The 21819-nt window shown below is 68.5% G+C and carries 19 protein-coding genes; 13 read left to right on the plus strand and 6 right to left on the minus strand.

From position 1 onward, the window contains the following. Positions 1-7: 7 nt before the first annotated feature. A complete protein-coding gene (pdhA, locus tag VD997_00785; protein ID HYE60504.1) occupies positions 8-1147 on the minus strand; it encodes a pyruvate dehydrogenase (acetyl-transferring) E1 component subunit alpha in 1140 nt (379 codons plus the stop codon). A 147-nt stretch (positions 1148-1294) separates the two neighbouring features. Here pdhA and VD997_00790 point away from each other — a divergent pair, with 147 nt between their 5' ends. Together VD997_00790 and VD997_00795 are read left to right on the plus strand one after the other, a co-directional pair. Beyond that, complete coding sequence (locus tag VD997_00790; protein HYE60505.1) at positions 1295-1804, plus strand: EamA family transporter; 510 nt, start codon at positions 1295-1297, stop codon at positions 1802-1804. A 149-nt stretch (positions 1805-1953) separates the two neighbouring features. Beyond that, positions 1954-2271 (plus strand): hypothetical protein, encoded by a 318-nt coding sequence (locus VD997_00795; GenBank protein HYE60506.1) that lies wholly within the window; start codon positions 1954-1956, stop codon positions 2269-2271. A 76-nt stretch (positions 2272-2347) separates the two neighbouring features. Here the strand turns inward: VD997_00795 and VD997_00800 are convergent, their stop codons facing one another. Together VD997_00800 and VD997_00805 are read right to left on the minus strand one after the other, a co-directional pair. After that, on the minus strand, positions 2348-3055 hold the full coding sequence (locus VD997_00800; GenBank protein ID HYE60507.1) for a hypothetical protein: 708 nt from the start codon (positions 3053-3055) through the stop codon (positions 2348-2350). 217 nt (positions 3056-3272) lie between these two features. Further along, positions 3273-4775, minus strand: coding sequence for a magnesium chelatase (locus VD997_00805; GenBank protein ID HYE60508.1), 1503 nt, complete (start codon positions 4773-4775; stop codon positions 3273-3275). Positions 4776-4883: 108 nt separating this feature from the next. Between VD997_00805 and VD997_00810 the strand changes: the two genes are divergently transcribed. The 4 genes from VD997_00810 to VD997_00825 all read left to right on the plus strand — a co-directional run bounded on the left by VD997_00810 (position 4884) and on the right by VD997_00825 (position 11515). Beyond that, positions 4884-6311 (plus strand): PHB depolymerase family esterase, encoded by a 1428-nt coding sequence (locus VD997_00810; protein ID HYE60509.1) that lies wholly within the window; start codon positions 4884-4886, stop codon positions 6309-6311. Positions 6312-6430: 119 nt separating this feature from the next. Further along, a complete protein-coding gene (locus VD997_00815; GenBank protein HYE60510.1) occupies positions 6431-8926 on the plus strand; it encodes a ligase-associated DNA damage response DEXH box helicase in 2496 nt (831 codons plus the stop codon). Between the two features lie 47 nt (positions 8927-8973). Next, on the plus strand, positions 8974-9633 hold the full coding sequence (gene pdeM, locus VD997_00820; protein HYE60511.1) for a ligase-associated DNA damage response endonuclease PdeM: 660 nt from the start codon (positions 8974-8976) through the stop codon (positions 9631-9633). 238 nt (positions 9634-9871) lie between these two features. Continuing rightward, on the plus strand, positions 9872-11515 hold the full coding sequence (locus VD997_00825; GenBank protein ID HYE60512.1) for an ATP-binding protein: 1644 nt from the start codon (positions 9872-9874) through the stop codon (positions 11513-11515). An 84-nt stretch (positions 11516-11599) separates the two neighbouring features. Here the strand turns inward: VD997_00825 and VD997_00830 are convergent, their stop codons facing one another. Further along, positions 11600-12043, minus strand: a complete 444-nt coding sequence (locus VD997_00830; GenBank protein HYE60513.1) for a F0F1 ATP synthase subunit epsilon — start codon at positions 12041-12043, stop codon at positions 11600-11602. A 116-nt stretch (positions 12044-12159) separates the two neighbouring features. Here VD997_00830 and VD997_00835 point away from each other — a divergent pair, with 116 nt between their 5' ends. Further along, entirely contained in the window at positions 12160-12606 is a 447-nt protein-coding gene (locus VD997_00835) for a hypothetical protein (GenBank protein HYE60514.1), read from the plus strand. Positions 12607-12771: 165 nt separating this feature from the next. Here the strand turns inward: VD997_00835 and VD997_00840 are convergent, their stop codons facing one another. After that, entirely contained in the window at positions 12772-13077 is a 306-nt protein-coding gene (locus VD997_00840; GenBank protein HYE60515.1) for a hypothetical protein, read from the minus strand. Positions 13078-13302: 225 nt separating this feature from the next. Here VD997_00840 and scpB point away from each other — a divergent pair, with 225 nt between their 5' ends. The 4 genes from scpB to VD997_00860 all read left to right on the plus strand — a co-directional run bounded on the left by scpB (position 13303) and on the right by VD997_00860 (position 18665). Beyond that, positions 13303-14076 (plus strand): SMC-Scp complex subunit ScpB, encoded by a 774-nt coding sequence (gene scpB, locus VD997_00845; GenBank protein HYE60516.1) that lies wholly within the window; start codon positions 13303-13305, stop codon positions 14074-14076. A gap of 165 nt (positions 14077-14241) precedes the next feature. Next, positions 14242-15504, plus strand: a complete 1263-nt coding sequence (locus VD997_00850; GenBank protein ID HYE60517.1) for a DUF58 domain-containing protein — start codon at positions 14242-14244, stop codon at positions 15502-15504. Then, entirely contained in the window at positions 15501-17693 is a 2193-nt protein-coding gene (locus VD997_00855) for a DUF3488 and transglutaminase-like domain-containing protein (protein ID HYE60518.1), read from the plus strand. Before VD997_00850 ends, VD997_00855 begins: the two co-directional genes overlap by 4 nt. Before the next feature lie 126 nt (positions 17694-17819). After that, on the plus strand, positions 17820-18665 hold the full coding sequence (locus VD997_00860; protein ID HYE60519.1) for a flagellar brake domain-containing protein: 846 nt from the start codon (positions 17820-17822) through the stop codon (positions 18663-18665). Here VD997_00860 and VD997_00865 read toward each other — a convergent pair. Next, positions 18628-19413 carry a hypothetical protein gene (locus VD997_00865; GenBank protein ID HYE60520.1) on the minus strand — a complete coding sequence of 262 codons (786 nt, stop codon included), beginning with the start codon at positions 19411-19413 and terminating at the stop codon, positions 18628-18630. The genes VD997_00860 and VD997_00865 overlap by 38 nt on opposite strands. Positions 19414-19905: 492 nt before the next feature. Here VD997_00865 and rny point away from each other — a divergent pair, with 492 nt between their 5' ends. Continuing rightward, positions 19906-21495 carry a ribonuclease Y gene (gene rny, locus VD997_00870; protein ID HYE60521.1) on the plus strand — a complete coding sequence of 530 codons (1590 nt, stop codon included), beginning with the start codon at positions 19906-19908 and terminating at the stop codon, positions 21493-21495. Between the two features lie 65 nt (positions 21496-21560). Beyond that, positions 21561-21791 carry a hypothetical protein gene (locus VD997_00875; GenBank protein ID HYE60522.1) on the plus strand — a complete coding sequence of 77 codons (231 nt, stop codon included), beginning with the start codon at positions 21561-21563 and terminating at the stop codon, positions 21789-21791. Positions 21792-21819: the final 28 nt, after the last annotated feature.

Raw genomic sequence — 21819 nt, forward strand, 5'->3', positions numbered from 1 at the left:
GCGAGCATCACACGCGTTCGGGCTGAGCGCTGAGTCCGACCTGCTCGGGGTCTTGGCCGAGGCTGTGGGTGCGGAGGGTGCGCTTCTGCTTTTCGAGCTCGGCGGGGAGGGTGGCGTAGGTGTGGTCGAAGATGTCATCGACGCTGGGGGCGGGGATGCCCTCGGCGGCGGCGACGACCTCGGCGACCATGGGCTTGGCGGCTTCCTCGGCCTCGGTCTGCTTGGCATCGCTCCAGAGGTTTTTGGCGGTGAGGTACTTGCGGAGGCGGATCATGGGGTCCTTGCCCTGCCAGGCCTCGACCTCCTTGGCGTCGCGGTAGCGGCGGGCGTCGTCGGCGGTCGTGTGGTCGGCGAGGCGGTAGGTCACGGCCTCGATGAAGCTAGGGCCGCCGCCCTGGCGGGCGCGGTCCACGGCTTCCTTGCTGGCCTTGTAGACGGCGAAGAGGTCGTTGCCGTCGACCTGGATGGTGGGCATGTCGTAGGCGAAGGCCTTCTGCGCGACGGTCGCGGAGTTCATCTGCTGCTCGCGCGGGACGGAGATGGCCCACTGGTTGTTCTGGCAGAAGAAGACCACGGGGACCTGGAAGGTGGAGGCGAAGTTCATGGCCTCGTGGAAGTCGCCCTCGGAGGTGGCGCCGTCGCCGAAGTAGGTCACGGCGACCTTGGCTTCCTTGCGCATCTTGAAGGCCCAGGCGATGCCGGTGGCGTGGAGCATCTGGGTGCCGATGGGGATGGAGAGGGGGGTCATGTTGACGCCCTCTGGGATCTGGTTGCCGCGCTCGTCGCCCATCCAGTGGAGGAGGACGTAGTGCATGGGGAGGCCGTGCATGAAGAGGGCGGCGTTCTCGCGGTAGCAGGGGACGAGCCAGTCGGTGCCGCGGATGGCGGCGTAGCCGGAGCCGATCGCGGCGGCCTCCTGGCCCTTGTTCTGGGGGTAGGTGCCCATGCGGCCGGAGCGCTGGAGCTTGAAGGCGACCTCATCGAGGGCGCGGCACTTGATCATGTACTGGTAGAGCTCGAGCACCTCCTCGTCGGTGAGGACGGGCTTGCCGTCGGGCCACTTGGCGAGCTTTTCGTCGAGCTTGCCCTGCTCGTCGAGGATCTGGAGGTACTCGATGTTGGCGGAATAGACGGTGCGGGTGGGCATTGAGGACTCCCGAGGTGGGCCGGAAAGAGGGCCCCGCTAGGGTAGCCGAAGTGCGGGTTTTCGTCAGCCGGGGCGGCGCGGCGGCACGCGGTTTCTCGGGCGGCGCGATTGTGGGCGCCGGGCGCGCGGTTTGAACCATACTGGGGTATGACGAAGGCGATCCTTTTTGCGGTGCTCGCGGGGCTGTGCTGGGGGGTGGGGGAGATCGGGACGAAGGCGGCGCTGAATACGCGGCAGGTGGGGCCGATGACGGCGGTGTTCGTGCGGGCGCTGGTGACGGTGCTGCCGACCCTGATCGCGTACCTCGTGGCGACGCAGGTGTGGAAGAGCGAGCCCGCGCGCTGGTATGAGGACGCGAGCGGGCGGACGTGGGCGTACCTGATTGTCGGGTCGGGGCTGCTGGCGGGGTTCGCGGGTGTGTTCTTCTTCTACATGGGGCTCGGGAGCAAGGGCGGGGATATCTCGCTGCTGCGGCCGATCGCGTTTGGGATCGCGCCGGCGACGGCGGTGTTCCTGGGGTGGTGGTGGCTGGGCGAGGCGCTGACGGTAAAGAAACTGATCGCGGTGGTGCTGATCGTGACGGGGATCGTGCTGCTGGCTGGGGGGAGCCATGGGAGTGCTCCGGCTCAGCCCGGCTCGGGCGAGCGGGCGGGGTGATCAGCTGGGCTGGTTGAGTGTGAGGGGCGAAATGCCGAACACGGTGCACGCGCTGGATCACCCGGTCTTCACCGGGCGTTACGGGCTGGCCCGCACAGTTCGGGCAAGAGAACCCCGTTCGTCAAAGGGGGCATTGAAAGGAGTCGACCATGAACAGCACGATGCTGAGAACTCTGTGCGTGGCGGGCCTGATGGCCGCCGCGGGCGCCTTCGTCGGTTGTGAGCGGAGCCCCACCCAGAAGGAGCTCGAGATCCGCAAGGATCGGACGCAGGAGCACATCGACGCGGAGAAGGACAAGGTGGAGGCGGACGCGAAGGCTGAGAAGCGTCGCCTGGAGAACCAGAAGGAAGCGCAGGAGGACGCGGTCGAGCGGCAGAAGGACATGAAGCAGGAAGAACTCGACCGTCAGAAGGACCAGGTCGATGATCAGACGGACCGGCAGAAGGATCAGGTGGATCCCCGGTAATTAAGATGACCTGACGGGCACGGAAGCCAGTCTCAAAGCAGAACCCCGGCGCTGGGAGCCGGGGTTCTGTTGTTTTTCAGGAGACGTAGTAGCCGCTGACGCGGACGGTGCCGAGGTTCACGCGTCGGAAGGGGAGGCCGAGGGCCTGGGCAATCTGGCGGCCGACGTGCTCGGGGTTGGCGAATCGGGTCGGAAACTCGTAGAAGCGCTTGGGAGCGGCGGGGCCGAGGTCGAGGACGAGGCGGGAGAGGCCGCCGTATCGCTTGCGCCGGCCGGGCGAGCTGCTCTCGAGGGTGTAGGTGACGAACTCGACATCCTGGATGCCGTCGATGGGGAGGGGGTCGCGGTAGCGGAGGTCCAAGGTGCGGGCGGCGTGGTCGATGGTCATTAGCGGGGGCTGGCGGCTCTGCCAGAACTGCGCGGCGATGATGCCAAGCAGCATGAGGGTGGCGAAGCCTGCGAAGGCCCAGCCGAAGAGGACAGCGCCGCGGTCGGGGATGAAGGCCGCGCAGAGAAAGCCGACGGCGGCGAAGGCGGCGGTGAAGAGCGTGAAGGGGAGCAGGGTGCGGAGGGAGTGGAAGGGTGGGGCGACAAGCTCGCTGAGGTGGTTGCGGGTGCGGATGTGGAACTCGATGCTGCCGCGGCCGGTGTGGTAACTGTTGTCGGAGGGGCGGTAGTGCTGGTCGTCTGAGGTTGGGCGGGGGAGCGGGGCGGGGGCGCCGCACTCGGGGCAGCGTTCGAGGGTGGCGAGGTCGTAGGTGCAGATGGCGCAGGGGCGCGGCACGGGGGGGATGGTAACAGGGGGGTTTAGGTGAGGTTCCTTCGCCCCTTCGGGGCTCTGTGGATGGGGCCCCCCAACCACCAGTTGCGCTCGCGGACTCGCTTCACTGGTGGCAACACTCCTGGGCCCCGTTGGGGCCGGGAGGGCGTTCGCGAAACCTGTGTCGCTGCCAACCCGGGACTTCGCTCAGAGCAGCTCAGTCCCGGCGTCGTAAAGAGGGTCAGAGTTCGTAGTGGAGCCGGCCGTGGCGTTCGGCGCGGGAGATGGTGTCGGTGGCCCAGAGGCCGGCGAGGATGAACTCGGCGCAGCTGGCGCGGACGGCGGGGTCGCTGCTGGCATTGACCTCAAAGGCCTTGTCCCAGACCTTGGGGACACGCTTGATGAGCTTCTCGTAGTGGCTGCTGGGGAGCATGTCGCCGACCTCGATCTTGACGCCCTTGCTGAAGACCTCGCCGATCTCGGAAAGGCCGAGCTTGTCGATGTACTCCTCAAAGACAACCTTGACGGCCTCGGCGAGGATGGCGTCCAAAGTCTGCTTCTCACTCATCTGGTGGCTGCCCATGAGGTCGAGCTCGAGCTTGCCGATGGCACTGGCTTGGAAGTGGGCGAGGTCGCTGATGCGCGGCACGGCGGGCTTCTCGCCCAGGCGGATGCTGCGCTGGCGGGCGCTGGCGATCATCGTGCGGTAGTTGGCGATGGAGAAGCGGGCGGAGACGCCGGAGGCCTGGTCGATGTACTTGCTTTTGCGGGCGACGATCGCCATCTGCTCGACGACTTCCTTCATGAAGTGCGGGACGATGACGGGGAACTCGCCGCCGGTGTCGACGGATGCCTCTTGCTCCATGATCTCGATGCCCAGGTCGCGGCTGCGGGGGTAGTGGGTCTGGATGGTGGCGCCGATGCGGTCCTTGAGCTGCGGGATGACCTTGCCGGAGCGGTTGTAGGTGGAGGGGTTGGCGGAGAAGAGGACCAGGACGTCGATGTCGAACTTGATGGGATGGCCGCGGATCTGGACGTCGCGCTCTTCGAGGATGTCGAAGAGGCCAACCTGGACGAGGTCGTCGAGGTCGGGGAGCTCGTTCATGGCGAAGATCCCGCGGTGCATGCGGGGGATGAGGCCGAAGTGGAGGGACTCCTCGGCCGACATGCTGGCGCCGGAGAGGAGCTTGGCGGGGTCGATCTCGCCGATGATGTCGGCGAACTTGGTGCCCGGGGCGAGGCGCTCGGCGTAGCGGTCTTGGCGGGGCCACCAGGAGATGCGGGCGTCGTCGCCCATCTCGGCGAGGTAGCGCTTGCCGGCGGCGGTGATGGGGTGGTAGGGGTCTTCGTGGACGGGGGAGGGGACCACCGCGGAGTTGGCGGAGTGTGCGGAGGGCGCGGAGTCGGAGGGGGTGGTGGCGCGGATGTCGAGGTAAGGGATGGCGTCGTCGAGGAAGCGGACGAGGGAGCGCATGAGGCGGCTTTTGGCTTGGCCCTTCTCGCCTAGGAAGAGGATGTCGTGGCAGGCGAGGATGGCGTTGATGAGCTCGGGGATGACGGTATCGTCGTAGCCGACGATGCCGGGGAAGAGGTCCTCGGCGGAGCCGCCGCGTTTGAGGGCGGCGATGAGGTTGTCGCGGAGCTCTTCTTTGACTGACCTGGACTGCCAGCCGCTGGCGCGGAGGGCGCGGAGGGTGGTTGGGCGGGCGGCGGGCGTGGTGGGGGTGGCGGATGGCTGCGGCATGCGCGTGTGGGTTCGTTCGTGCCGGGTGGGTGGATGAGGGCTTGAGGATGCTAAGGGGTAGGTGGGGGCGGGCGGCGGGTGGAACCGGGAGCGGGTGAGGACGTTTCAATGAGCATGATGACGAGCCGGTTGGTGCGTGTGGTAAGCGTGCTGGTGCTGCTGGTGGTGACGGTGCAGGCAGTGGTGGCGGGGCCGTTCGATGTGGGCGGGAAGCCGGCCAAGGCGGCGCTGGTGACCTCGGCGGAGGTAAAGCCGGAGGTGGAGACGCCGAGCTCGCCGATGCTGGACCAGCTGCGGGGTGTGTGGGCAAGGCTGGACGCGAAGGGGTGCCTGGAACTGAGGGCGACGAGCGGCGGGCCCGTGGTGCCGCTGCCCGGCGCTTGCGAGCGGGTGTACGTGCTGCACCTGGAGGGGGAGCGGAAGGGCGGGCAGGTTGAGCAGGGGACCATCGAGGTGCTGCGCGATGTGAGGGGCATCTACTACGCGCGGGACCTGTACGAGCAGTCGGCGGGAGGGAAGGCGAAAGGCACGCGGCTGAACGGGCCGAAGTTCTCGCGGTTGGCGATGAGTTGGGCGAAGTACCGCGGCGAGTACACGAGTGACATCGAGGTAGGGCGGTGGCTCGAGGTGGTTGGGGTGCCGCGGGAGTCCGTGTTTGCGTTTGATCGCGAGCTGATTTCGGAGCGGATGAACGGCGGGCGGGGGAGCACGCTGGAGCCGAGCCAGCGAAAGGTCGAGGATCAGACGTTCGTGATGCGGCTGCCGAAGAGGTATGACCCGAAGAGCGCAGCGGGGCTGCTGGTGTTCATCAAGTTCCCGCCGGGGCTGGACCTCACGTTCATGGAGAGGGCCGCGGATGAGCTGGGGTTGATCGTGGTGGCGCCGCCCAAGTTCGGGGGGAACACGGTATCGGTTGTGGAGCGGTGGCAGGTGGCGATGGACGCGCTGGAGACCGCGTGCGAGCGACACCTGGTGGACCCGCGGCGGGTGTACGTGACGGGGTTCTCTGGGGGCGGGCAGGTGGCGACGCACCTGTGGCTGTGCTTCCCGGATGTCTTCAGCGGGGCGGTGGCGACCGGGGGCATGGCGACGTACGAGGCGATTCCGATTGGGAATGGCACGGCGTGGGCGGCGAGCTTTGGGAGGCCAAAGGCGGAGTACCTGAAGCTCGCGAAGCAGCAGCGGTGCGTGGCCATCACGGGGAAACATGACTTCAACCAGCGGCCGGTGCGGATGATCGCGGAGTTCTACGAGCGCGAGGGGCTGAACGTGCGGGTGGATGAGTACGCGGACATGGGGCATACCGAGCCGCTGCCGGAGCGTTTCGCGGATGCGCTGCGGTGGGTCGATGGGCCGTATCGGACGAAGCGTGAGGCGGAAGTGGTGGAGGCGCAGCTGCGGCTGGATCAAACGCGGGGGATGGTCGATGAGGCGGCGCGGCGGGCGGCACTGGTTGAGGTGACACGGGTGGGGGCGTGGTCGCCGGCGGCGTGGGGAGTGGCGGCGGAGCTGGGGGTTGTGCCTGCGGGCAAGTGAAGGCGGAACACAGAGGGGACGGAGGGAGGCGCTACCGCGGAGTGACGCGGAGGGGGCGGAGTTTCGCGGAGTGAAAGGCGGGGGGGGAAGGTCGCGGGGCGTGCGGCGTATAAAGCTGGGTGAGTGGTGCGCGCGCGAAAGGCAAGAATGGCAAGCCCCGTGATGGGGGTTCGGACGTTGTGCGCGCGGGTGGGCGGGAGGTCATTGAGGGTTGGCTGGCGTCGCGGGGGTGGCGGGCGTGGCCGTTTCAGCAGGAGGCGTGGGAGGCGTACGCGGCAGGGCGGAGCGGGCTGATCCAAGTGGCGACGGGGGCGGGGAAGACGTACGGGGCGTACCTGGGGCCGCTAGCGGAGCTGATCGATGAGGGGGGCGGGAAGAAGGTTGAGGGGCTGCGGATTCTGTACGTGACGCCGCTGCGGGCGGTGTCGCGGGATATCGAGCTGGCCCTGAAGGCGCCGGTGCTGGAGCTCTCGCTCAAGATCACCATCGAGTCGCGGACGGGGGACACCTCGGCGTCGGTGCGGGCGCGGCAGCGCGCGCGGCTGCCCAATGTCCTGATCACGACGCCGGAGTCGCTGTCGCTGCTGCTGACGCGGGAGAACGCGCGGGAGCAGTTGGGCGGCGTGCGGGCGGTAATCGTCGATGAGTGGCACGAGCTGATGACGGGCAAGCGGGGCACGCAGACGGAGCTGTGCCTGGCGCGGTTGCGGGAGTTTGCGCCCGACGTGCGGACGTGGGCGATGTCCGCGACGCTGGGGAACATCGAGGAGGCGGCGCGGGCGGTTGTGGGCGTTGGCGTGGAGCCGGCGATCGTGCGGGGGAAGATGGACCGGCCGGTGATCGTGGACACGGTGCTGCCGAAAAACCTGAGGACGCTGCCGTGGGCGGGGCACCTGGGGCTGGTGATGCTGCCGGAGGTAGTGGAGGCGCTTGACCCTGAGGTGCCGACGCTGCTGTTCACGAACACGCGGTCGCAGGCGGAGCGGTGGTTCCACGCGATCCACTACGCGAAGCCGGAGTGGGGGCCCATTATGGCCCTGCACCACGGGTCGATCGATCGCGAGGAGCGAGAGCGGGTGGAATATGGGCTCAAGCACGGGCTGATCCGCATCTGCGTGGCGACTTCGTCGCTGGATCTGGGTGTGGACTTTTCGCCGGTGGAGCGGGTGTTCCAGATCGGGTCGCCCAAGGGGATCGCGCGGGTGGCGCAGCGGGCGGGGCGGAGCAGCCACCGGCCGTTTACGCCCTGCCGGATCACGTGCGTGCCGACGCACGCGCTGGAGCTGTTCGAGGTGGCGGCGGCGCGGCGGGCGCTGGATGCGGGGGAGATTGAGCCGCGCATGCCGATGAGCAAGCCGCTGGATGTGCTGTCGCAGCACCTGGTGACGTGCGCGCTGGGGGGCGGGTTTGCGGCGGAGGAAATGTACGAGGAAGTGCGGCGGGCGTGGTCGTACCGGGAGCTGACGCGGCAGGAGTTTGAGTGGGCGCTGGCGCTGGTGCGGGATGGGGGCGGGACGCTGAGCGCGTACCCCGATTACCACCGCGTGCAGCTGGGGGAGGATGGGAAGTACCACGTCACCAAGCCGAAGGTCGCAACGCTGCACCGGTTGAATGTCGGGACGATCACCGGCGACACGTCGATGGACATCCGGATGGTGCGGGGGCGGAGCCTGGGGCGGATCGAGGAGAACTTCATCGCGCAGCTGCGGGAGGGGCAGCAGTTCGTGTTCGCGGGGAAGGTGCTGAAGTTCGCGTTCATCAAGGACCTGACGGCGTACGTGCGGCCGGGGAAGGGGAAGGTGACGTATACGCCGATGTGGGGCGGGACGAAGCTGCCCATCAGCGAGAGCCTGGCGGAGGCCATCCGGCGGGAGCTGGAGCGGGCCGCGAAGGGGGAGTTTGACTGCATCGAGCTGGAGGCGGCGCGCCCGCTGGCGGAGGTGCAGCAGCGGTGGTCGCACGTGCCGGCGCACGATGAGGTGCTGGTGGAGATCGTGCGGACGCGGGAGGGGACGCACCTGTTCGTGTTCCCCTTTGAGGGGAGGCAGGTGAGCGGGGGGCTCGCGGCGGTGCTGGCGTTGCGGCTGTCGAGGCTGAAGAAGGCGTCGTTCTCGCTGGCGGCGAACGACTACGGGTTTGAGATCCTGTGCGCGGAGGAGTTCCCGTTCGCGGAGCTGCTGACGCGGGAGTTGTTCACGCGCGAGCGGCTCGTGGAAGACACGCTGGAGAGCGTGAACATCACGCAGCTGGCGCGCCAGCAGTTCCGGGACATCGCGCGGGTGGCGGGGCTGGTCTTCCAGAGCTACCCGGGGTCCAGGAAGAGCGGGCGGCAGTTCCAGGCGGGGGCGGGGCTGCTGTTTGATGTGCTCAACGACTTTGACCCGGGGAACCTGCTGCTCCACCAGGCCAGGCGGGAGGTGATGGACAAGCACTTTGAGCAGAGCCGGCTCGCGCGTACGCTGGACCGCATCGCGGCGTCGAGGCTCGTGGTGGTGGAGCCGGAGCGGCTGACGCCGCTGTCGTTCCCGCTGCTGCTGGAGCGGCAGGCGGCGACGCTGACGAGCGAGAGCCTGGCGGAGCGGGTGGAGAAGATGAAGAGGGTGTGGGAGGTGTGATGTCGGATGTGGGATATCGAATGTCGGATGTGGGGGAGACCACCGAGATGAAGACATCTCGGTGGCACGGTGCGCTGCAGGTAGAGGTGGCTGGCGAAGAGGTGTGGCTGCTGCCGCACCGGGCGGCGTACTGGGCGCGGGCACGGACGCTGCTCATAGCGGATGTGCACTTGGACAAGTGCGAGGCGATGCGGGTGAACGGGATGCCGGTGCCGCGGGTGATGGATGAGGTGATCGCGCGGCTGGAGGATGCGGTGCGGGTGACGGGGGCGGCGCGGGTGATGGTGCTCGGGGACCTGCTGCACGCGCCGGCGGGGTTGACCGGGGCCATGATCGAGTGCTTCGCCGCTTGGCGGGCTTCGAGCAGCGTGGAGCTGGCGCTGGTGCCAGGGAACCACGACCGCGGGCTGCGCCACGTGCAGGACGCGTGGCGGATGACGGTGCTGCCGGAGGTGTACGAGGAAGGGCCGTTCACGTTCACGCACGTGCCGGCGCCGATGGCGGGGCGGTTCGTGTGGGGCGGGCACCTGCACCCTGCGGTGACGCTGCGGAGCAGCGCGGACTCTATCAAAATGGCGTGCTTCCACGTGGGGGCGGGGGTGGGCGTGCTGCCGGCGTTCTCCAGGTTCACGGCGGGGGGGCCGCTCTCGCGCGGGCGTGGAGACGGGGTGTTCGCGGTGGCGGGTGACCGGGTCGTGCCGGTGTAGTGGCGGGAAACTTGGTGTTCAGTTGGGTTGATGAGCCCTTGTGGCGCAGTGCTCTCGCGGGGGCTCGTTGACGCGCCCGGAAATCGGGTCTCTGATATCCGTTATGGATCCGATGGAGCAGCCGGGGGGGCGTGAGGCGGCGGCCGGGACGCGCGGGGCTTTCGCGCGGTTCGACGGCGGGCCTTCCGAGCCCAGGTCGAAGGGGCCGGAATCGCCTCCGCAGCCGGCGGTGGCGAGTGTGGCTGAGGCGGCACTCAAAAGTGCTGAGCACCTTGTCGCCGAGAATGTGCAAGTAAGGGCGGAGCGGGACCAGGCGCGGGCGGCGCTGGAGGCGGTGGCGCGGACGCTGCCTGTGGCGATCTGGCTGGCGCACGACGTGGGCTGCGAGGTCGTCACGGGGAACGCGGAGGCGCACCGGCAGTACCGGATGGTGCATGAGAGCAAAGGGCCGATGTCGCAGGTGGGCGCGGCGGTGTCGCTCAACTTTGCACCGAGCGGGAGCGCATGCCTGGGGTGGGCGACGTTCCTGCACGATGGGGTGGAGGTGAAGCCGGAGGAGTTTCCGATCGCGATCGCTGCGCGGGAGGCGCGGGAGGTGCGGGGGTACGAGATGGACATCGTGTTCAGGGACGGCGAGAGCCGGACGCTGTGCATTGACGCCGCACCGATTCTGGACGAGCACGGACGCTCGACCGGGGCGGTGGCGGCGTCGCTGGACATCACGCAGATCCGGGAACGGGAGAAGCGGCTGCAGCGGAGCGAGGCGCGGTTCCAGACGCTGCTCAAGTCGGTGAACGCGCTGCTGTGCATCACCGACGGGGAGCTGCGGATGACCGAGCCGCTGCCGGCGTGGGAGCGGTTCACGCAGCAGCCGTTCGAGCAGGCGCAAGGGTTCGGGTGGGAGAACGCGATCCATCCTGCGGACCGCGAGCAGGTGCGGGCAGCGGTGGCGGAGGCGGTGAAGAGCGGCGCCGCGTTCAAGGCGCGTTACCGGTTGTGGCAGGGGGCGCCGGGGCGGCCGTTCACGCCGGGGGTGGAGGGTACGGGCGAGTGGCGGCACATCGACGACACCTCAGGGCCGGTGTTCAATGCCAAGGGCGAGCTGTGCGAGTGGGCGGGGATGATGGTGGACCGGACGGAGCAGCACTTCGCCGAGGAGGCGGCCGCGGCTCACGCGCGGGCGCTGGCGAGGAGCAATCAGGACCTGGAGGAGTTCGCGCACGTGGCGGCGCATGACCTGAAGGAGCCGCTGCGGGGGCTGCGGCTATTGGCCAAGTTCCTCGAGGATGACCTGGAAGACCGGCTGCAGGACAAGGACCGCGAGCGGCTGAAGGGGATCCAGGCGCTGTGCGGGCGGATGCAGTCGCTGATGGACTCGCTGCTGGAGTCGGCGCGGGTGAACAGCGAGGTGCTGAAGCTGGAGCCGACGACGCTGGCGCGTCCGCTAAAGGAAGCGGTGTCGATGCTGGCGGGGCGGATCGCCGAGAGCGGCGCGGAGGTGACGGCGGATGGGGGCCTTGGGGAAATCGGCGTGCGCTGCGACGTGGCGCGGACGGCGCAGGTGCTGTCGAACCTGATCGCCAATGGGCTCAAGTACAACGAGAGCGCGGTGAAGCAGGTGCGGATCAGCGCGTCGGTGGACGCGAAGGGGTGGGTGACCGTGCGGGTCGCGGACAACGGGATCGGAATCCCGCCCGAGCAGTTCGAGGCGATCTTCCGGATGTTCCGGCGGTTGCACGGGAGAGAGGGTTACGGCGGGGGGACGGGGGCTGGGCTGGCGATTGCCCGAAAAATCGTGGAGCGGCACGGGGGGAAGATGTGGGCCGAGTCGCGGGGGCGGGGCGAGGGGAGTACGTTCGCGTTCACTTTGCCGGGCGCGTAGGGCGGGCGCGGGCGGGGCCGAACATATTCTCGGATGTGCGGTTTGGGATGTGGGATGCGGGGCGAAGCGAGCGGTCGGCGCGAATCAGATTGCGCCGCGCGTCTTGACCAGGTGCATCTTGGCACGGGCGCGCTGGCGGTCCTTGTTGCGCTTCTCGAGTTCGGTGGCGCGGGCGTCGGGGGACGAGGCCGTCGGGGCCGCCTGGGCGGCGCGGAGCTCGGCCTCGGCGTCGGCCATGGTGAGGTTCTCGGCGGGGACAGCCCTTTCGGCGAGGATGGTCAGCTCGTCGCCGGCCATCTTCACGAAACCGTCCTCAACCAGGAACGCGCGGCTGCCGCCCTGGCCCTTGTCGCTGTCGGCGAAGTCGATGCGGAGCTCGCCCAGGCCCAGGCGGGCGAGGATGGGGGCGCGCCCGGGCAGGATGCCCATGAGGCCGTCCCACGCCGGAATGGAGACGTACTTGACCTGATCGTCCACCAGGGCGGCGGTGGGGGTCACGAGCTTGCAGCGGAAGGACTTCTTGGCCAAGGCGGTGAACTCCTGGTGGGGGCCAATAGTACGCGCGTGGGGAGGCCTTGGGAACCCTCCGCGGGGGATCCCGCGAGGTGCGAAACGGGCGAGTGCCCAATCCGTATGAGGGTTGTATGACAGCGTCGCAGGTCAACATGGCGGTACTGGTCGGCCTGATGATCGGCCTGTCCCTCGGGTCGGTGTGGCTGGTCATGTGGGCGATGGGGTTCGTCACAGGGTGGCGGAAGCTTGCAGCCCAGTTCCCGGCGCGGGAGCCCCTCGCAAACGCGGCCAGCGCGTTCGGGAGCATCGGGTTTCATTCGCTCGGAAACTACAACAACTGCGTGCGGTTCCGCATGGACGAGGAGTGCCTGCACGTGCGGATGATCCCGCTCTTCGAGAAGTCGCACCCGCCGATGTCGGTGCCGTGGGAGGCGGTGGAGGTGGTGGACGAGAAGGCGGGGTGGGGCGGGTTCTGCCGCGTGAAGATCGCGGGGGTGCCGGTGCGGGTGCCGCGGAAGGTGATCGCGCGGGAGTTGGAGTTGCGGCGGGAGCTGGAGGGGCTGCGTGCTCCTGCGTGAAGCACGTAACCACGGAGACACAGAGGCACGGAGGGTACACAGAGGAAGGCGAGAAGAAGGACGGGAAGGCGGGAGGGAAGGTGGATCGGAGAGAGCGTGTGAGGAGTGGAATGGATCCAATCCGTCGCCTTTCTCTGTGCCTCTGTTGCTCTGTGGTGAATGTCTTTAGATGGCCGCGCGGAGTTCCTGGTCGATGCGGGGGAGCCAGCGGCGGGCTTTGGCGGCGTCGAACTTGAGGGGGAGGGGGGCGGGGGCGTCGTTGCGGAGGACGTACTCGATGACGGCCTGGACGACGCGGGAGGGGGCGCTTGCGCCGCCGCACCAGTAGTCGTGGTCACGCCAGGAGAGGGTGACGGTGTGCTCCTGGGCGCCTTCGGTGCGGTGGATGATGACGAGGTAGGACCAGCCGCCGGGGCGTTCCTCCTCGGTCTGCACTTCCACGCGGGGGATGTCGTGGGCCTTGGGGAGCATGGGAGAACGGATCGTTGCCTCCGCGTGGACCATACACGATGTGGATGAGTCCACAATCACCTATCGGCGAAGGTGGGACCAAGGTTGGGGAGAACCATCGGAAATGCGGGGGATGGCTGGCGGGTGCGCTGCTGGGAACACCGGGGCGGGGCCGGGTTGGTACACTTGCGCGGCAGGGGTCGGAGACCCCGCAACGAGCAGCGCAAGCCCGGAGGATCCGGTCGCATGGATGGTGAGACGAACGTCGCGGAAGTGAAGCCGGAAACCGGAGACCGGAAGCCGGAGTCAGAGATCGCGGACACGCCCTCGGAAGTCGCTGAACGCGCGCCGCTCGATCCGGTGCCAGAAGTAAAGCCTGAGAAGGGGAAGCGGCGGCGGGCAAAAGAGAGCGCCGCGGCGGTGGTGATCGACCTTGGCGTGAAGGCGGAGGACATCGCCCCGGTGCTGGAGGCGGTGCTGCTGTCGATCGATCGCCCGTCACCCGGCGAGCGGCTGGCGGAGGGGCTGGGGATAGTAAAGCCGAAGGGCTCGGGCGATGAGGCCGCGTGCGATCCGGCGGAGCTGGGGGCGGGCGCGGCGGTGATCGCGGAAGCGGTCAAGCTGCTCAACGCGCAGTACGTAGAGACGCACCGGTCGTTCCGCGTGGAGTCGGTCGCGGGCGGGTACCGCTTGATGACGCTGCCGGCGTTTGCGGACAAGATCGCGGAGTACCACAAGACGCGGGTGAGCGGGAAGCTGTCGCGGGCGGCCGTGGAGACGCTGGCGATCATCGCGTACAAGCAGCCGCTGACGAAGGCGGCGCTGGAGGCGATCCGCGGGGTGTCATGCGGCGAGGTGCTGAAGACGCTGATGGAGCGGCGGCTGGTCACGATCAAGGGGCGGGCGGAGGAGCTGGGGCGCCCGATGCTGTACGGGACGACCAAGCAGTTCCTGGACCAGTTCGGGCTGGCGTCGATCAAGGACCTGCCGAGCCCGGCGGAGTTCAAGGCGGGGGCGTGAGGGGTTGAACGCGAAGGTCGCGAAGGGGAGCGAAGGCGCGAAGAGAAGAACGGGAACCGATAGCCGGGAGCAGATCGAGGTGAGCGGACGGTGGTTGTGGGCTGGGTGAACCCATTACTGCAATGGACGCGTAGGGTGGGGTGAGGAGGTCGCGTCCTGTCTTCCATGCCCGCAAGTGCACGAGTTGCCAAGCCGATGAGCCTGCCGGGGAAGATGGCCCGGGTGGTGGGGCGGCGGTACCACTTCAATGGGGGTGGGCTGGCGTATGTGCTGACCACGATGGTGCTGGTGGTGGGCGCGGTGAACAGCCAGAACAACATGCTGTTCTGGCTGTTTGGGCTGGGGGTCGCGGGGCTGCTGATCTCGGGTTTTCTGAGCGGCGGCACGCTGATGCAGATCGGCGTGGAGCGCGAGGTCGCGCCGGTGGGGCAGGTGGGTGATGAGGTCGTGATCCGGTATCGGCTGCACAACCGCAGCCGCGTGTTCCCGGCGTACGCGATCACGGTGGAGGAGTTGGCGAGGCACCGGCGGACGGTGGTGAGCTGGCCGGGGCGGCTGCGGATGCGACCGGCGTTCGCGGCGTACATCCCGCCGCGTGGGTCGGTGGTGGTGGAGACACGGGCGCTGGCGTGCCGGCGGGGGATCGCGGAGTTCGGCCCGGTGCAAGTGTGGTCGACGTTCCCCTTCGGGCTGACGCGCAAGAGCGTGACGTATGTGCAGGAGGGGCGGGTGGCGGTGAGGCCCTGGACGGCGCCGGTGCGGGAGGGGCTGCTGCGGGCGAGGGCGGGGGCGGGTGGGAATGGGCAGACAGTGCGGCGGAGCCGGACGGGGGACGAGTTTTACTCCTTGCGGGAGTTTGCGCACGGGGACAGTTTGCGGTCGATCGCGTGGCGGAGCACGGCGCGCCTAGGCCACGCGGTGGTGCGGGAGATGGCGTCGCGCCCGTCGCGCCGCGTGTGGGTCGTGCTCTGCTTTGAGCTGGATGTGGGTGACGGGACCGTGAGCAGCGGGGGAGTCAACAATGAGCAGGTGATCAGCGTTGGCGCGGGGCTGCTGGCGCAGGCCGTGCGGAATGGCTTGGAGCCGGGACTGGCGCTGGCGGATGGGCGGGTGCTGGAGCACCCGCGGGCGTCGGCGAAGCTGGACCGGATGATGGACGCACTGGCGACGCTGAACCCGGTCGGGGGCGGCGGCGGCGGGGCAGGCAAGGGGCTGGCGTTCGCCGGGCCGCAGGACGGCGTGGTGCTGGTGTGCTCGGCTGGGGCGGGCCCGGAGGGGATCGCGGGCGAGCGGGTGCTGATCGAGGACTCGGGCAACTACTCGGAGGGGCTGCCCGCGGGCTGGCATCCGAGGTTTGAGGAGACTGACAGGAAACGCACGAGCCGCTGGTGGAAGCTGGTAGAGGCGTGGACGGGGGGTGACGAGTGAACCCCCTCGTGCATGCCGGCACCGGTGCCGGTGGGATGAACCTTGACCAGCGGTTCCGGCTGGTGCTGATCCTGAACGTGGTCGTGAGCATGTTCGGCTTCGGCATCGCGAACAGCATGATGTTCCTGGTGCCGCCGGTGCTGGCGATAGCGCTGACGGGGTGGTGGGTGACGGAGTACCGGGCGCAGCGGAAGGGGTGGCGCGGGCTGCCGCGCTGGCTGTCCAACTCGATCCTGCTGGTGATGCTGGTGGTGGCGGTGCTGCGGGCGTTCGCGACGACGGACCTGGTGATGTCGTTCACGGAGTTCCTGATCGCGATCCTGATCATCAAACTGTGGGAGCGCCGGAAGATCAGGGACTACGGGCAGCTGCTGACGCTCTCGATGTTCATGTCCGTAGGGTCGACGCTGGGGAGTTCGTCGCTGCTGATGGGGCTGGTGTGGGCCGTGCACCTGCCGCTGCTCATCGCGGGCGTGATGATGTTCCAGGTGTTCGCGGGGCGGGCGCGGGCGGTGGGCGTGTGGACGCCGGCGGCGGCGGGGGTGCCGTCGACGGGGCTGGTGGTGCGGCGGGGGGCGTTCTTCAGACTGTGGGCGACGGTGCTGCTGGTGGGGCTGGTAGTTTCCGGCGGGATCTTTGTGGTGGTGCCGCGGGGGATGGGGACTGATGAGTTCGGGATCTCGATCCGCAGCCCGATGCAGCAGGTGGGGTTCACCGAAGAAGTCGATCCGGGCGAGGGCTCGCTGATCTCGAGCTCGTACGCGACGGTAATGGAGGTGAGGTTCACGAAGGCCGGCGTGCCGCTGGGCGGGTTCGGCGAGCCGTTCTACCTGCGCGGCGCGGTGCTGGACCAGTACGGGATCGGGGGCTCGACGACCTGGCAGGCGAGGCGGGCGGGTGCTTTTGAGTACGAGGCAAACCACGGGAGGTGGGTGACGCTGGCCCGGCGAAGCGGCGAGGTCATCGAGCAGCAGGTGACGGTGCTGAGCGGCGGCGGGCGTGAGACGCCGATGTTCGCACTGTACCGGCCGCAGGAGGTCAAGCTGGATCCAAGTCTGCAGCAGCAGACGCTGCGGTACGAGCGACCGACGGGGCGGATTTCGCGCGCTGGCGACGGAGGGCGGGTGAACTACTGGGTGCGGAGCGTGGTGCCGCCGCGGGATGAGAGCGTGGTGGTGCGGCATGACGCGGCCCCGTACCCATCGGAGAAAGTGAAGGCCTACGCGTGGGACGTGCTGCGGCGCGCGGACATCGAACCGGACTCTGCCAAACGCGCGTTGGTGGATGACGAGCGGGCGGCGCGGGTTTTCGAGAATCACCTGCGACAGAACTTCGAATACGCGACTGACCAGCTGAAGTCGCCGGTAGGGGTGGACCCGACGGAGTGGTTCCTGCACGACGGGCGGCGGGGGCACTGCGAGTACTTCGCCTCGGCGCTCGCGGCCATGTGCCGCTCGGTGGGCATCAACGCGCGGGTGGTGGCGGGGTATCTTGCGGCGGAGTTCGATGAGGCTCGCGGCGTGTACGTCGTGCGCGAGTCGGATGCGCACGCGTGGGCGGAGGTGGACACGGGACCCGGCGGGTGGGTGACGATGGACGCGACGCCGGAGGCCACCGGGCAGGTGGTGCGCGAGGCGGGGGTGATCGACACGCTCTCGAAGATGTACGCGTCGCTGTCGGACTTCTGGAACATCAATGTCGCGACATTCGGGGCCCAGGACCAGGAGCGGCTGCTGGGGCAGTTCGGGTTCTCCAGGCTGATGGAGAAGTCGTCGGAGTGGTACCGCCGGAGCGCGAAGGCGGTGCACCGTGTGTGGTGGTGGGTGGGGACGCCCGGCGCGGCCGCGTGGGTGATTGGCGGCGCGATCGCGGTGGGTGGGCTGGTATGGGCGACGGCGCGGGAGTGGAAGCGGCGCGGGAGGCGGGCGGAGGCGTTCGGGTGGGCGATGGATGGTCCCGAGCGGCGGGTGTATCGCGAGCTGCTGCGGGTGCTGGCGGGGCACGGGTACGAGAAGCCGGCGTGGTCGCCGCCGCTGGCGCATCTACGGGCGATCGAGGCAAGAAACCCACGACTGGCGCGCCGGGCCGCAGCGATCTTTGAGCACGTGTACGCGGCGCGATTCGGGCACGAGGCAGGGCGGCTGAGCGCGGCTCAAGCTGAACTGACGGCGCTGCGCGAGGGCCGTTGAGTCCGGTAACGATCGGGCCCGGCATTGTCGGCGCGAACAGGCCCCCGAGCAGCGCAGGAATGTGAACTCAGGGGCAAGTCTCTCCGATTTGCGGGAGAGGCGCAAACGCCCATTGGAGTTCCAGAGATGCCCGCGAACCGTTCAAGGACTGACCGTTGGCGAGACCTCCTGCTGCAGATCGCGGCTCGCGGCGGCGGGCTGGAGTATTCGGTGGCCAAGCCCGAGGGCGACACGGACTCGCCGGACCTGGTGTGGCGGTCGCGGCTGCTGGCCGTGGGCAATCGCGAGCTGGTGCTCGAGCACCCGGTGGCGATGAACCAGCCGGTGAAGTTCGAGGAGGGCACGCGGCTGGTGGGGGTGATGGCCGTGGGCCAGAACCGGTGGATGTTCCACACGCGGGTGGTGGGCGCAAGTGCGCCGGAGTTCTCACGGGTGCAGGGGCTGCGGATCGAGGCTCCCGAGACGGTGGAGCGGTGTGCGCGGCGCGACTTCCTGCGCATCTCGACGGCGGCGCTGTGCCTGCCGGAGGTGGAGTGCTGGCCGCTGCTGGACCCGACGACGGTGACGCCGGCTGAGATCGCGAACCGGGCGGCGATTTTGGAGATGCAGCAGGGCGGGGACGTGGGCTTGCAGACGCCCGACTCGATCCTGCTTCCGGAGGTCGGGCCGCCGTTCAGTGCGAGGTTGATGAACATCGGCGGCGGCGGCGTGGGCCTGATGATCGGGAAGAATGAGGCGGTGGCGGCGGAGCGGTCACGCCTGATCTGGATGCGGGTGAAGCTGATGCCGCACATCCCCGCGCCGCTGGCGCTGACGGGGCGCGTGGTGCACACGCACCTGGACAGCGCGCAGAACCTCTACGCGGGCGTGGCGTTCGAGTTTGCGTTCAATCCTGCGCACAAGGACTTCGTGGTGTCGCAGGTGGCGCGGTACGTCAATCACGTGCAAGCCAGCGCGCGCCGGGCAGCGTGAGCGGGTCCTCGAGGCCGACGCGGACGAAGACGTCGCCACGCTCGACGTCGATGCGCTGATCGCTGGCGCCGGCGTTGATGGTGCCGGACCATTCGGACTTGCTGAGCTTGACGTTGCCGACCTTGGCGCGACCGCCGTCGAACTGGACGAGGCCGCGCTGGGTGGTGGCGTTGAGGTTGCCCGCGCTGCCGCGGCCCATGAGCAGGTGCACGCTGCCGCGCTCGGCGCGGAGCAGGATGGGGTCGGTCAGCGGCTCCATGGTCTCGATGTCAATGGCGCGTCCGTCGTTGGCGCCCAGGCCCGTGTGGACCTCAATAGCGCCGGCGACGTTGCGGAGGGTGACGGGGCCGCCGTCGTTACGGACGCGGACGCCGCCGCACTCGGGGACTGTGATGGTGATGTTGACGGGGGCGTCAGGGGCGCCGGTCTCCTCGGGGCTGGAGAGGACCCGGAGGACGGGGCGGCCGTTGTCCTCCTGGAGGGCGGCGGCGGTCCAGCGGATGGTGGCGTCAACCGGGCCAGAGACGTGGGGGAGGGCGGAGACGGAGGGGCCAGGGGCGGCCGGGTCAACGATGATGGTGACCGAGCCGCGGTGGTTCTGGACGTCGATGGCGGGGGGGAGGCCCTGGGCGGCGGTCTCGACGCCCTCGATGGGGACGACGCCCACGGTCGGCACGGCGTCGCGGAGCTGGTCCTGGCAGCCGGTGAGGAGGGCGGCGGCGGCAACGAGCAGGAGAGCGGTTCGCATCCTGTTCATGGGTCTCCCGGGTATGGATCGAAGTGAAATTGCGCCGTGGGCCGGAAACACCGGGTCGGCGCGGTTGCTAGCATACCCCAGCCCGCGGGGGTGTGCCGGAGTTGCTCATTGTCCAGCTCACCGGCGCGGGCTGAAAGTCGGACACGGCTTTGCAAAGCTTGGTCGGGGCACATCCATGATTCATCACGCGTTTATCCGCCCTGAACGAGCCTGAACAGCACTCAGAACGCCCGCGGCCTCGGGTTGGGCCGCAGGGTCTGCACGGCTCTGCAACCCGGAGAAGACGACGGCGCAAGGAGTTGAAGGTTGAAGAGGTCGGCGCGAGAACCCGGCAGCCGGTTGCGGCGGGGGGTGGTGCGCGCGCGATCCATTGCGTGGCGTCGTAGCGGGGCTGGGCTGGTCTGAGTGGCTGAGTTGCGAAGCTGAGTGTCCGTCGCTTCATGCCGGCAGTGCCGGCGCGTGGAATGGGCGAAGGACGCAGGCGTGGTGAATCAACTGTTGCTGGCAGAGATCGGGACCGGTGCGCTGGCCGGGATTGCGGTGGCCGCGCTGCTGGTGGGTGCTGGCCTGGGCGTGGTGATCGCGCGGACGGTGGGGGCCAAGAACCTGGCGAACGCGAAGGCGGAGGCGGACGCGACGCTTGCAAAGGCGGAGGCGGAGGCCAAGACCAACGCGGAAAAGATCCGGCTCGCGGCCGAGAAGGAGCTGCTGGAGCGGCGGGCCAAGGCCGAGGAGGAGCTGGAGAAAGGGCGGGCGGAGCTGCGGGAGACCGAGCGGCGGCTCACCAAGCGGGAGGACCTGTTTGACCGCAAGGAAGAGCAGCTGGCGAGCAAGGAGCAGCAGGTGTCCCGTCAGGCGGACCAGCTGCGAAGCCGGGAGGAGCGGCTGAACGCGCGGGAGGAGGAGATCGAGGGGGTCTACCGCGAGCAGAAGGAGCTGCTGCAGCGGGTGGCGGGGATGTCGGCCGACCAGGCGCAGAACCTTCTGCTGCAGCGCGTGGAGGAAGAGTCGCGGCACGAGGTGGCGAAGGTCGTCCGCAAGACGCTGGAGGACGCCGAGTCGAGCGCGAAGGACAAGGCCCGTGAGATCACGCTGATGGCGATCCAGCGGTACGCCAGCGAGCACACCAGCGAGAGCACGGTGCGGTCGGTGGCGATTCCCAGCGACGACATGAAGGGCCGGATCATCGGGCGCGAGGGGCGGAACATTCGCGCCATCGAGAAGGCCACGGGCGTGGACATCATCGTGGACGACACGCCCGGCGTGATCGTGGTGTCGTGCTTCGACAAGGTGCGGCAGGCGATCGCGGTGGAGAGCCTGGAGCGGCTGATCAAGGACGGGCGCATGCACCCTTCTCGGATCGAGGAGGTGGTGGAGAAGGTGCGGAGCGAGGTGCAGGAGCAGATCAACCGGCACGGCAAGGAGGCGTCGCTGGAGGTGAACCTCCGCGGGCTGCACCCCAAGGTGCTGGAGGCGATGGGCAAGCTGCACTTCCGCACCAGCTATGGGCAGAACGTGCTGCGGCACTCGATCGAGGTGGCGTTCCTGTCGCAGATCATCGCGGACCAGCTCGGGCTGGACGGGACGATCGCGCGCCGGGCGGGGTTCCTGCACGACATTGGCAAGGCGATGGATCACGAGATGGAGGGCGGGCACCCCAAGATCGGCATGGACTTCGCCCGCCAGTACGGCGAGAAGGAGCCGATCCTGAACGTGATCGGCGGGCACCACGGTGATATTCCGTCCACCAGTTTCTACACGCCGATCATCATGGCGGCGGACGCGGTGTCGTCGGCACGGCCCGGCGCGCGGCGCGAGAGCATGGAGAAGTACATCCAGCGGCTCAACGAGCTGCAGGACATCGCCCTCAGCTACAAGGGCGTGAACGAGGCGTACGCCATCCAGGCCGGGCGCGAGGTGCGGGTAATGGTGGACGCCGCGAAGGTGGGGGACGACGAGGCGTACCTGATCGCGCATCAGATCGCGAAGAAGGTGAGCGAGGAGATGACGTTCCCGGGCGAGATCAAGGTGACGGTGCTGCGGGAGACGCGGGCGATCGAGTACGCCCGGTGATCGAAGTGGCAAAGTGGCAGAGTGGCGAAGTGGCAGAGTGGGGAAGCGAGGAGAGGATGCGAGCAATGCAGCAAGTACGGATTTTCATCGGCAAGGAAGATGAGGTTTCGCGGCTGACCAAGGAGGTCAACGACTTCCTGGCGAACACGGGCGCGAAGGTCGTGAACGTGTTCGGGAACCTGTCGCCGCAGACGCCGGGCGCGAGCGGCGGGAGCGAGGGGATGCGGGCGCCCGAGGGGATGAACCGGCGGTTCGCGCCCAGCGACATCATGCTGGTGGTGGTGTACCAGCAGTAACGCGCCCCGCGCGTGAACGAGGTTGTGA

Source organism: Phycisphaerales bacterium (assembly GCA_035627955.1).
Lineage (GTDB): Bacteria > Planctomycetota > Phycisphaerae > Phycisphaerales > UBA1924 > JAEYTB01.

Excerpts from the sequence above, each read along its gene's own strand:
- pdhA (HYE60504.1), bottom strand. The coding sequence starts at position 1,147 with ATGCCCACCCGCACCGTCTATTCCGCCAACATCGAGTACCTCCAGATC.
- VD997_00790 (HYE60505.1), top strand. The coding sequence starts at position 1,295 with ATGACGAAGGCGATCCTTTTTGCGGTGCTCGCGGGGCTGTGCTGGGGG.
- VD997_00795 (HYE60506.1), top strand. The coding sequence starts at position 1,954 with ATGAACAGCACGATGCTGAGAACTCTGTGCGTGGCGGGCCTGATGGCC.
- VD997_00805 (HYE60508.1), bottom strand. The coding sequence starts at position 4,775 with ATGCCGCAGCCATCCGCCACCCCCACCACGCCCGCCGCCCGCCCAACC.
- VD997_00810 (HYE60509.1), top strand. The coding sequence starts at position 4,884 with ATGAGCATGATGACGAGCCGGTTGGTGCGTGTGGTAAGCGTGCTGGTG.
- pdeM (HYE60511.1), top strand. The coding sequence starts at position 8,974 with ATGAAGACATCTCGGTGGCACGGTGCGCTGCAGGTAGAGGTGGCTGGC.
- VD997_00835 (HYE60514.1), top strand. The coding sequence starts at position 12,160 with ATGACAGCGTCGCAGGTCAACATGGCGGTACTGGTCGGCCTGATGATC.
- VD997_00840 (HYE60515.1), bottom strand. The coding sequence starts at position 13,077 with ATGCTCCCCAAGGCCCACGACATCCCCCGCGTGGAAGTGCAGACCGAG.
- scpB (HYE60516.1), top strand. The coding sequence starts at position 13,303 with ATGGATGGTGAGACGAACGTCGCGGAAGTGAAGCCGGAAACCGGAGAC.
- VD997_00850 (HYE60517.1), top strand. The coding sequence starts at position 14,242 with ATGCCCGCAAGTGCACGAGTTGCCAAGCCGATGAGCCTGCCGGGGAAG.
- VD997_00860 (HYE60519.1), top strand. The coding sequence starts at position 17,820 with ATGCCCGCGAACCGTTCAAGGACTGACCGTTGGCGAGACCTCCTGCTG.
- VD997_00865 (HYE60520.1), bottom strand. The coding sequence starts at position 19,413 with ATGCGAACCGCTCTCCTGCTCGTTGCCGCCGCCGCCCTCCTCACCGGC.
- VD997_00875 (HYE60522.1), top strand. The coding sequence starts at position 21,561 with ATGCAGCAAGTACGGATTTTCATCGGCAAGGAAGATGAGGTTTCGCGG.